General features: G+C 45.8%; 11 protein-coding genes. 7 read left to right on the top strand and 4 right to left on the bottom strand.

What is annotated here, in order from left to right; genetic code table 11:
• Nucleotides 1-197: 197 nt before the first annotated feature.
• The 6 genes from GC093_RS35405 (at nucleotide 198) to murQ (ending at nucleotide 6,407) form a co-directional block, all read left to right on the top strand.
• Nucleotides 198-1,070 (top strand): MurR/RpiR family transcriptional regulator, encoded by an 873-nt coding sequence (locus tag GC093_RS35405; RefSeq protein ID WP_171656668.1) that lies wholly within the window; start codon nucleotides 198-200, stop codon nucleotides 1,068-1,070.
• A gap of 140 nt (nucleotides 1,071-1,210) precedes the next feature.
• Nucleotides 1,211-2,530 carry an ABC transporter substrate-binding protein gene (locus tag GC093_RS35400; protein WP_171656667.1) on the top strand — a complete coding sequence of 440 codons (1,320 nt, stop codon included), beginning with the start codon at nucleotides 1,211-1,213 and terminating at the stop codon, nucleotides 2,528-2,530.
• Between the two features lie 35 nt (nucleotides 2,531-2,565).
• Nucleotides 2,566-3,522, top strand: coding sequence for a carbohydrate ABC transporter permease (locus GC093_RS35395; RefSeq protein ID WP_171656666.1), 957 nt, complete (start codon nucleotides 2,566-2,568; stop codon nucleotides 3,520-3,522).
• Nucleotides 3,523-3,557: 35 nt separating this feature from the next.
• A complete protein-coding gene (locus tag GC093_RS35390) occupies nucleotides 3,558-4,364 on the top strand; it encodes a carbohydrate ABC transporter permease (protein WP_171656665.1) in 807 nt (268 codons plus the stop codon).
• Entirely contained in the window at nucleotides 4,351-5,493 is a 1,143-nt protein-coding gene (locus GC093_RS35385) for an N-acetylglucosamine kinase (RefSeq protein ID WP_171656664.1), read from the top strand. The genes GC093_RS35390 and GC093_RS35385 overlap by 14 nt, the downstream gene beginning before the upstream one ends.
• Nucleotides 5,490-6,407, top strand: coding sequence for an N-acetylmuramic acid 6-phosphate etherase (gene murQ, locus GC093_RS35380; RefSeq protein ID WP_171656663.1), 918 nt, complete (start codon nucleotides 5,490-5,492; stop codon nucleotides 6,405-6,407). Before GC093_RS35385 ends, murQ begins: the two co-directional genes overlap by 4 nt.
• A gap of 60 nt (nucleotides 6,408-6,467) precedes the next feature.
• Here murQ and nagA read toward each other — a convergent pair whose 3' ends face one another.
• The 3 genes from nagA to GC093_RS35365 are packed head-to-tail and all read right to left on the bottom strand — an operon-like array spanning nucleotide 6,468 to nucleotide 9,282.
• Nucleotides 6,468-7,661 (bottom strand): N-acetylglucosamine-6-phosphate deacetylase, encoded by a 1,194-nt coding sequence (gene nagA / locus GC093_RS35375; RefSeq protein ID WP_171656662.1) that lies wholly within the window; start codon nucleotides 7,659-7,661, stop codon nucleotides 6,468-6,470.
• Nucleotides 7,658-8,386, bottom strand: a complete 729-nt coding sequence (nagB, locus tag GC093_RS35370) for a glucosamine-6-phosphate deaminase (RefSeq protein WP_171656661.1) — start codon at nucleotides 8,384-8,386, stop codon at nucleotides 7,658-7,660. Before nagB ends, nagA begins: the two co-directional genes overlap by 4 nt.
• 53 nt (nucleotides 8,387-8,439) lie before the next feature.
• A complete protein-coding gene (locus GC093_RS35365) occupies nucleotides 8,440-9,282 on the bottom strand; it encodes a MurR/RpiR family transcriptional regulator (RefSeq protein WP_171656660.1) in 843 nt (280 codons plus the stop codon).
• A gap of 507 nt (nucleotides 9,283-9,789) precedes the next feature.
• Between GC093_RS35365 and GC093_RS35360 the strand changes: the two genes are divergently transcribed.
• Nucleotides 9,790-9,945 (top strand): hypothetical protein, encoded by a 156-nt coding sequence (locus tag GC093_RS35360; protein WP_171656659.1) that lies wholly within the window; start codon nucleotides 9,790-9,792, stop codon nucleotides 9,943-9,945.
• Nucleotides 9,946-10,070: 125 nt separating this feature from the next.
• Here GC093_RS35360 and GC093_RS35355 read toward each other — a convergent pair whose 3' ends face one another.
• Entirely contained in the window at nucleotides 10,071-10,970 is a 900-nt protein-coding gene (locus GC093_RS35355) for an AraC family transcriptional regulator (RefSeq protein WP_171656658.1), read from the bottom strand.
• Nucleotides 10,971-11,023: the final 53 nt, after the last annotated feature.

The raw sequence follows: 11,023 nt of genomic DNA, 5'->3' as shown, positions 1-11,023 counted from the left end.
CAAAAAAGCAGCCGATCTATTTAGATCGGCTGCTTTTTTGCGTGCATGGAAATTAATTAATTTATCCAACAGCATAATTAGGACAAGTCATCTAGAAATAAAATTTCATAAATGTATTTACAAAATGAAATATTATTTTATAATGAGATTATGAAGATAAAGTAAATCAGCTATAAGAGAGAGAAAGTGGGTTTTGTATGATTAATGGTGGACTCGTCAGCATCAAGGAGTCGCTCCAAAGCTTAAAGCCGACAGAACGCAAGGTAGCACAGTATATACTGGAGCATCCGGAAATGGTGATGAATGCATCGGTGCAGAAGCTGTCAGAGCTAGCTGGAGTTAGTGAAGCGACAATTGTTCGGTTAGCGAGATCGCTTCATCTGAAGGGATTTCAAGAGCTTAAGCTGCGAATCGCAGGCGATCTGGCTAAATCCTCTCACAACATAACGAAATCATATCAAGAAATTCAAATTGATGGTTCGATACCTGCTTTAATTCAATCGGTTTCACATAACAATATTTTATCGATTCAAGATACTATGTCGGTGCTGTCGGAACAAGATGTTGAAAAAGCTATCGATTGCCTAAGCAAGGCTAGAAGAGTGTACGTATTCGGAGTCGGCGCTTCCTCGGTTATTGCACAGGATTTCAAGCAAAAGCTGTCCCGCATCAACAGATGGTGCGAAGCGGCGCCTGACTTTGACTCCCAAGCGACTCTTGCAGCGAACATGACAGATGAGGATGTAGCATTTGGTATCTCTTATTCAGGACAAACGGAAAATATCATTCAAACGCTCAAAATTGCCAAAGAAAGTGGAGCAACTGTCATATCGCTAACGAAATTTGGAAGCAATCCGGTTGAGGAAGCTGCTGACATTAGGCTGTTTACAAGCTCATTGGAGCAAAGTATAAGAAGTGGAGCGATGGCCTCGCGGATAGCCCAGCTGAATGTTATTGATATTTTGTATGTGGGAATTGCCAGCCGAACTTATGATGAAAGCATTATGGCTTTGGATAGAACCCGCAATGCAGTTAAGGGCTCCAAACGAAATGGTGATAAGGTTGTTTAATTGATCGGGATGCAAGGCATGATCACTTGCCTCCTGAACCGCTATTTATTCCTCAATTATGAGGTTAAATATAATAGCTAAATAGCAAGCGCTTACAAGGTCAGTTTAGGCTGACAAAACTCTAAGGAGGGTCAACGAGTATGAAACGTATGGTTCAACTTTCTCTGGTATCGGCAGTAGCAATGAGTATGGTAATAGCAGGCTGTAGTAAGACTGAGCAACCGAGCCCACAAGGGACAGCACCAGCACCGGCGCCTAAGGACACCAAAGTAGCAGAGCAGCCGCAGCAAAAGGTGAAGCTGACAATGGGCAGCTGGAGAACCGAGGACAAGGAAGCTTACGAGAAAATCATTAAGGAATACCAAAAGAAAAATCCAAACGTCGAAATCGACTTCAAACCGACTAAAAACACCGAGTACAATACAGTGTTAAACACGGCTCTTCAAACTGGTGGCGGTCCCGATATTATTCATCTTCGTCCTTATGCGGCTGGTATTGCTTTGGCGGATGCAGGCTATCTTGAGCCTTTAGATTCAATAAAAGGCATGGACGTTTTATCCAAGGAAACATTGTCTGCGGCTACAGGTAAAGACGGTAAGGTCTACGGTGTGCCGACGGTGTTCAGCTCCACGCAAATCTTTTATAACAAGAAGCTGTTCAAAAAATTCAACATTCAAGAGCCCAAAACATGGGATGAGCTAATAAAAGCGGCAGATACATTGAAGCAAAATAAAATTGCTCCGTTTGCTTTTGGTTCCAAGGAGGGCTGGATTATTTCTATGACTCACGGCGCGCTTGGACCTGCGAGTTACGGGGGCAACGACTTCGTGAAAAAGGTGACCACAGGTCAAACCAATTTTAAAAGCAAAGAATTCATAGATTCTCTAAAAATGATGCAGGGGTTGACGAAATATTTTCCAGATAACTATGTAGGTCTTTCTATGGATGACATGCGTAATCTGTTCGTAACTGAGCAGGCGGGTATGATGGTGATGGGGGATTGGGAAATAGCTGTAATGAAAAAGATGAACCCGGATCTGGATATGGATCTGTTCCCGATTCCTACGGCTGCGGCAGACAAAGCCTCTGTAACGACATGGGTCGATGGTTCTTTCTCGGTCAATTCCAAATCAGCTAATAAGAAGGAAGCATTGAAATTTGTCGAGTTCATGACGACTAAAGAGTTCGGAACACTGGTTGCAAATGAACTGAAAAAGCCTAGTACAATTCCTGGTATTGAGTCTAATGATCCGATGGTAACGAAAATTGCAAAATTTGCTAATAGCATTTCTACTCCATACATGTTTGTAGTTCATTTTAGTGCAGGCAACCCGACTACAAAAGTCACTTTGGAAACATCCATGCAAGGCATGTATTTAGGTAAACAGACACCAGAGCAGGTAGCAGATGAAGTTCAAAAGAGCGCTGACACCTGGTTTAAACCGGCAGCAGCAAAATAAAGCGGAATTAGCTTAGAAAAAGGCGGCGAGGCGTAATGAATGAGATTAATGTGCAGATCCATGCATCCAACAACAAGCAGAAAAAGTTCAATTGGAGAAAAGGGTTCATTCATCTGTTTCCGTTTCCTGCCCTCGCCGTTTATACGTTATTTATCGTATATCCTATACTTGCGGCATTCAGTTACAGCTTGTTTGATTGGAAGGGATTGCAGAAGGGCGCTTTTATCGGCATAGGCAACTTCGTAAAGCTGTTCACGACGGAGCCGTTCAATGAGCTGTTTTGGAATGCATTCTGGCATAATTGGTACTACTTCATACTGGAAATGATTGTACAAAATGGCATTGCCTTTATCTTGGCATATGTTATTTTTTCAAAGGTGAAGGGTGCGGAATTGTTTAAAATGGCTTATTTTTTACCGAGGCTGTTGTCCGTTATTGTTGTAGGCTTTTTATGGAAGTTGATGCTTAATCCGAACTTCGGTGCGGTAAATGTGATACTGAAACAAGTAGGGCTCGAAGAATGGGCGCGTCCATGGCTGGGTGAACCGGCTACGGCGTTGACGGCGATTATTTTGGCGAACTGCTGGTTTGGGATCGGATTCTCGGTATTGATCCTTCTTGCAGGCTTGCAATCGATTTCCCAGGAAGTGATTGAAGCGGCACGGATGGATGGTGTAAGGGGCTTTCGTATGATCCGCTCGATTATTATGCCAATGATGGTGCAGTCAATAATTATCATTACAGTGTTTACGTTTGTTCATGCTTTTGAGGCTTTTGAATTGATTTATGCTATGCAGGGTTCGCAAGGGGAGCCGTATCATGCTACAGACACGTTGGCCGTATTTTTCTACCGGACTGCATTCGGAGGATCCAGCGGTGATGGTGTGCAGATCGGATTAGGCTCGGCGTTGGCGGTTACGTTGTTCTTCATTATTGCGGCATTATCCGCGATGTTTATGACGTTTGTGAAAAAACGGGATATGGAGTATTAGAAGGGAGAGGATTGCTTGTGAGAGAACATAAGGGAATGCGCATAGGACAATATGTTATCGCATATTTGTTCGCGGTGGTCAGCCTCTACCCGATTTTTCTAATGCTGCTGTCATCACTGAAAACGAATATTGAGATTTTTAAAAATCCGATGTCCTTTCCGAAAATATGGAGTTTGGCCGCGTACCGTAAGCTCTTGGATCAACTGCCGTATTTCGATTATTTTGGTAACAGTGTACTGGTTAGCGTAATTTCGGTGGCACTTATTCTTGTTTTTGGCGCATTGGCATCGTTTTATATCGCAAGGTATAACTTTAAATGGAATTCCGCATTGTTCTTTTTCTTTCTGCTGGGGATGATGATTCCTATCAAGCTGGGGATTGTGCCGTTGTTTATGCTGATGAAAAGCTTTGGTGTATTGAATTCAAGCCTGTCCTTGATTCTGGTGTATGTGGCGATCGGGATTCCGATGTCCGTGTTGATTTTGACTGGATTTTTCCGTACGCTGCCTAAAGAATTAGAAGAGGCCGCCAAAATCGATGGCTGCTCGGATCTGAGGGTACTGCTTAGTATTATTACTCCTTTGATGCGTCCGGCGCTTGGAACGGTAATGATTATGAATTTTATAACGGTGTGGAATGACTTTTTCTTTCCTTTGATTTTTATTCAGGATGAGGCGAGGAAGACTATTCCAGTCGGGATGCTTACTTTGTTCAGTGAGTATTCGACGGATTGGAGCGTGCTGTTCGCAGGCTTGACGCTGTCCTCGCTTCCCATGATTATTTTGTTCGCAGTGGCGTCCAGACAATTTATGGAAGGGATGACCGCCGGTGCCGTTAAGTAGGAGTGAACATAAAGTAGAAGGAAGCGGTGTTGGGCCGGGGTTAGAGCAAGAGCGGGAACTGGAGCAAGTGCATAAGCAGGGGCAACAGCAACAGCAAGAGCAGGAGCAAGAGCAGGAGGCGCTAAGCCAGCAAAGGTTTATAGGTGTTGATGGTGGCGGTACGAAGACGACTTGCATCATCGGTGATGGCTGCGGGAATGTTTTGGCGATGTGCCATGGGGAATCGAGCAATATCAAGTCACGACCTTGGGATGAAGTGAAGAACACGCTGTGGACGCTCATAGAGCGAGCTCTTGAATTGTCCAATAGTAATGAATCTCAACTGGTTGGTGTGTTCCTTGGTTTAGCAGGGGCAGATCGGCCCGAGGATAAGCAGCAGTTTGTTGACTTTTTCGAAGATAAGTTCAAAACGAAAGTTCCTGTAACTATTCAAAATGATGCGATTACAGCTTTAGCTGCGGGGGCATGGGGTGAGGCAGGAATTGTGTTGATTTCTGGTACGGGCTCTATCGGATATGGCTATTTACCTGAAACGGATACTTATGTACGGGTAGGGGGTTGGGGTTATTTACTAGGTGATGAAGGCAGCGGCTTTGCTATCGGACAAAAAGCATTGATAGCTGTTATGAAGCAGCATGATGGGCGCGGCAAATGGACAGCTTTAACGGAGCTTGTCTTAGATGAGTGGTCTTTATCAGATCCAAACCGGATTGTTACACATGTGTACAGTCAGTCGAATGTGCGCACCGGTGTCGCCGATATTTCGAAGCTAGCTGTTAGAGCGGCAAAGGCGGGTGATGAGGTAGCAGTCGGCATTATCGTTGAAGCGGTAGAGCAATTAGTGGAATTAGCTGTTACTGCAAAATCACGATTGTCTGAGCTGCAGCCTCAAGCAGCACTAGCAGGACTTTCACTTGTTTTGAGTGGCGGATTGTTTTCGGACGATTGGTTTATGTCGTTGATTCAACAGCATGAGTATATTCAAAAAAGCGAGTTAGTAGTAAGTCGATTGAACATACCACCGGTAGCAGGGTGTTACGTGCTTGCGCTTAAGCAGGCGGATATAGAGATTACGGATACGGTAAAACAGAGGATTGTGGCATGGGAGACAAGGAGGGAAACTAAGTGAAACACAACACAAGTCAACCCATTACAGAGCAAAGTAATGAGCAAACGGCAAATTTGGATAAGCTTAGCGTCCCGGAAATCATTCGAATTATGAATGCGGAAGATCAATCGGTTGCGATTTCGGTACAGCAAGCGCTGCCGGATATTGGCGCGGCTGTGGGCGGAATCGTTGAGAGGATGAAACGCGGCGGGAGGCTCTTTTATATAGGGGCGGGTACAAGCGGCAGATTAGGGATACTGGATGCATCGGAGTGCCCCCCGACCTTTGGGGTGAACCGGGAGCTGGTGACCGGTATCATTGCAGGCGGCGAAGCGGCGATTATGACGGCGATTGAAAACGCCGAGGATGATGCAGACGCGGGAGCAAGAGACATCGAGGCGATCATTACAGCCGCCGATGCGGTAGTTGGCATAGCCGCCAGCGGCAACACGCCGTACGTGATCGGCGCGATTCGCCGGGCACGGGAGATAGGCGCGCTGACAGCGGGCGTGTCTTGCAATCAAGGCGCGAGATTGAGCGAGGCGGCGCAGTATGCGATTGAGGTGCCGGTAGGGCCGGAAGTCGTAACCGGGTCGACCCGGTTAAAGGCCGGTACGGCAACGAAGATGGTGTTGAACATGATCACGACAACGGCGATGATCAAGCTCGGTAAAGTGTACGGGAACCTGATGGTGAACGTGCAGGCGACGAACTTGAAGCTGCGCGACCGTGTCGTGCGCATCGTGCAGGACGCTACCGGAGCCGATCAGGTAACGGCCGCGGCTCATGTTGAGCAGGCTGATGGCGATGCGCGATTGGCGATTCTGATGATTCGATTCGGCATCGGAAAAGCGAAAGCGTTGGAAGCTTTACAGCAGAGCCATGATCATTTTGGCGATGCTGTGGAGTGGTTAGAGAAAGAAAGCTTGGCCTAATGGCCAAGCTTTTTTATGTTGAAAGTTATGGACTGACAAACTGTCTGGCAGGATTCTGGCTTAAAGAATAACTCGTCCTTGGATCCAGACGCGTTCCAGTTCCAACTGCTCATTCAGCAGCAAGATATCGGCTTGCTTGCCTGGATGCAAAGCTCCAGTGATCTGATCGATGCCAAGTCGGCGTGCTGGGTTGCCGCTAGCCATGCGGCTAGCATGCTCCACACTGAGGCCAGCCTTCTGTACGGCATAGCGGAACGCTTCGATCATGGTCAGGGTGCTGCCTGCCAGACTGTCGCCTTCTTTGAGTCGGGCAACACCGTCTTGGACGACAACATCGAGGTCGCCGAGCTGATAGTCACCGTTGCCAAGGCCAGCCGCTGACATAGCGTCGGTGATGAGCACGAGGTTATCCGGTCCTTTAACCTTGGCGAGCAGGCTTATACAGACGGGATGCACATGATGGCCATCGGCGATGATCTCCGCCATGATGGCGGGATTGCTCATCACTGCGCCGACAGTGCCAGGCTCACGATGGTGTAGCCCGCGCATCGCGTTGAAGGAGTGCACGGCGTGGCTCAGTCCATGCTGCACAGCGAGCTGGACCTGCTCGTATGTAGCATCTGTATGACCAAGCGCGGCGACTATGCCTTTACTTGTCAGCGCTTCGATATAGGGAAGTGCACCTTCGGTTTCAGGGGCTAGTGTCTGCATACGTACTAGTTCCGGAAAGCGCTGTGTCCAATCCTCCAGCCAAGCTAGCTGAGGTTCTGTAATATGCTGTGGATTTTGTGCCCCAGGCCACTTGGCGCTTATAAAGGGGCCTTCGAGGTGAACGCCATTCAGTTGGGCATAGGGCATGTCCGTTTCTCTGTACTGACTGACTCGATCCAATACCTGATCGATATCGGACTTCGATGCCGTAACCGTTGTCGCCAGCATAGTAGCTGTTCCATGCTGAGCATGAAACCGAGTAATAGCATCAAGGCCTGCGCTGTCGGCATCCATGAAATCATATCCGTAACCGCCATGCACATGGACATCAATAAATCCGGGTAATACCCAACCCTTACGTCCATCAATTACTTCAGCTTGTTCATCAGTCGTTCCCGTTCTGTGTTTACTATCATCGAAACTGCTGCCGCTTCCAATTTCCTCAATAAGACCTTCAGCAAAGTGGATCCATCCGTTTTCAATCACACCATCAGGCGTAACCACATTCACATTATAGAGATACACCGCCCTTATCCCGCTCATTGAAATAACCTCCCAGCTTCGGAATCCATAAGTACGACCAGATGCGGATGGGTTTGCAGCAGAGAGGCAGGGCAGTCAGTCGTAATCGGTCCTGTCAGCGCGCGGTGAACGATCTCCGCCTTGTCTGCTCCTTTAACAACAAGCAAGATCATTTTGGCCTTCAAAATGGTACCCACACCCATCGTCAAAGCATGGCTTGGCACCTGTTCCATTGAATCAAAAAAGCGTGCATTCGCCTTACGTGTTTCTTCGCGAAGCTCAACAACATGTGTACCGCTAATTAACGCATGATCAGGTTCGTTGAAGCCGATATGCCCATTATGACCAAGACCGAGCAGCTGCAGATCGATTTGGCCGGCTTGCTCCAACAGCATATTGTAGTGAGCGCATTCGGCTTGGGCATCCACTGCATTTCCATCCGGTATATGTGCTTGAGCCCGGGGGAGATCAATATGATTGAACAAATGCGTATTCATATAGTTGCGATAGCTTTCTGCGTGGTCTTCAGGCAATCCGACATATTCGTCCAAATTGAAGGTGGTTGTATCCCGAAAATGCACGACTCCACGCTGGTAGCTTTTGACAATTTCTTCGTAGATGCCGACGGGTGTACCGCCTGTAGCGAGACCAAGTACTGCTCGAGGGTTTGTTTGGACCAGACCTGTGATGATGCCTGCTCCTGATTCATGAAGTTTAGTATGGGTGTCAAAGGTTAAAAGATTCATAGTTGGTTGTGCTCCTTTTTTTCGCCAGAAAAACTGGCATCGAAAGTGTAGGCTTATCGGTATTTTTTGACCATCTGGAATGAATTTTCCAGCCGCGGAACTAAGTCATGAAATTGGTCGCTAATTAAACCGACGAATAAAATATCAATGACATGCAGCTGAGCGATTCGTGAAGCCATATCTCCGCGGCGCATTCCTTCCTCCAATGTGGAGGTGAATAAGGCAATATCGGCAAGTGAAGCCAGCTTGTTGCTGCCGAATTTAGTAAGCGATATCGTAGCTGCTCCATTCTCGGCTGCACATTTCAGTGCTGCGATGGTTTCGGAGGTTTCACCGGAATAAGAAATACCGATTGCAACATCATCGGAAGTTAAATTGGATGCAGAAGTAACGGCCATATGCGGGTCGGAAAAAGTAACGGCACGTTTACCGATTCGAATGAGCTTTTGATAAAAATCCTGAGCCACAAGCCCGGAAGTTGCTACACCATAGATATCAATTTGCCGAGCATGCTTTAGCACATCTACAGCCTTTTCAAGCTGCTTCATATCGAGAAGGCGGGTTGTATCCGTAATGGACCGCACATGATTGGCTTCCATAGCTTCCACAATCTTGGAGAGCGAGTTGCCTGCGACAATATCCTGATACGATTGCTCCATAGGCTGCTGCGCGAGCTCTGCGGCCAGCTTTACCTTAAACTCCGTATATCCGGAAAAGTGAAATTGCTTGCAGAATCGCGATATCGTCGCCGTACTGCTGCCTGATTGCTGCGCCAATTCGGTAATGCCCATTTGCGTGACATGCTGCGATTGTTCAAGAATATAAGCAGCAATTTCTTTTTCCTTGCGATTCATGGTTTCGAGCTGTTCCCGGATAGCTGTTAGTATTCCCGACATATAACTCCTCTTAAAATGAAAATTATTTTCTTTTTAAATTAAAATATACGAAAAACATTTGCATTACACTTCAACTATACAAAATTTATCCGAAGATATCAATAACCATTTTACTTAGCCGCAAAAAGTAGGGTCTTATCTTTTTTGGAGAAGTCGAATTCAATTGTTGGCAGGCCGGAACGGATGTATAAGAGCAAGAAAAACATGGTCAGATACATTAGCCACCCAGCAGCAGCCAGGCACTGATTCAGTTGGTCCAGTAATTGAAAAGCATGAACAAAATGAATAATATAGACAATATTCAGTTAAGTATTATATACCAATTAAAAATATTGTATTATAAATTACGTAAAAACGCATTATTAGAATGACATAATCATAGTTAATAGTACGACAATAAACGTAAAAACTAGTAATGGCTGTAGAGGGGCGAGATATACCTTGATTGGAAATTATGAGCACGGTTGGCCTGCAAGCAAATACAACTTGTGCAGGGAGGAGACATCAATGAACAATACACAAGTATGTGGTTTGTGTTGCCAGGAAGCTAAGGAACCGGCATGGGAAGGTGACATTTGTGATATGTGCCAAGACATATTGGAATTTGGTTATCGATCTTTTCCTGCTTATAAATTGCAGGATACCAACTCAGATGATTTGTAAAGGAATCAAAAATATATAACAACAAAGGCTCCCTAGGAATAAATTAGAGAGCCTTAAAATTTATGTATTAGCAGCCAATATAAAGAGGATTAAACTCACGGACCGTTCAGGTTGCGTGTTTTTTTTTACCGCTGCCTTAAATTATTTTCCCTGTACTTGGAGGGCGGGATATTCTCGAGCTGTTTAAATATTTTACTGAAGTAAAAGGCATCCTCAATCCCGATTTCACGTGCAATTTCTTTTATAGAGAGACTGCTCTCGACCAGCAAATGCTTGGCTCTCTGGATGCGCAGTTGATGAATGTAATGGACGATGTTCATCCCAGAGTGCTTTTTAAAAACTTGGCTTATATGCTCGTAGCTTCGATTCATTTTCTTTTCAATGACTTCCTTGGTCAGGTCGGTCTGGTAGAAGTCATGGAAAAAGCTTAACAGCTGCCGATATATATTGTAGGAACCCGGTAGAGTTATCGTCTGGAAATTTTGTTCGAGCAGGTCTGTTGAAATGATTTCGAGTATTTTGCAGAGATGCTGGGTTAGCCGGAAACGGAAGTAGCCTACCGGGTGCTTCATTTCTTTATCCAGATCTTCGTAGAGATTGAGGATTTTGAATCGTTGACTGGGCTTAAAGCGTCGTGGAATCAGCAGTTGATCCGCATCGCTTGTTGTTGTTGTTCTCAATTCGTTTTTTTCGGCATGTAAAATTTCGTACTCGCTTATCGGTTTTGTCGAGGTATCTAATTCCTTAAACGGCGGATCGGAAGAAAATTGAACCCAGAAAAAAGCGGAGGCCCCTTCGGGTTTTCTCCATCCCAAATGGCGTTCCCATGGATTCAACAAGAAGGTTTCTCCAGCTTCGAGAATGAATTTCTCGTTCTCCACCTGTAAATAGACAGGTCCTTCCGAAACCATGATCAATTGATAATAGGGATTGTAGTGATAGGTATAAAATGATTCGTTCACATAATATTGCTTGGTCCATTTGACATCGAATACGGACAAGCGTGAGGCTGCGTAATATTTCATTGTATCACCCTGATCTCCCCTGTCGAAAAGTGACTTCATAGTAGCATAGATGA

This window comes from Paenibacillus foliorum (genome assembly GCF_013141765.1).
In the GTDB taxonomy this organism is placed as follows: domain Bacteria; phylum Bacillota; class Bacilli; order Paenibacillales; family NBRC-103111; genus Paenibacillus_S; species Paenibacillus_S foliorum.
This window is presented reverse-complemented; position numbering and strand designations above follow the sequence as displayed.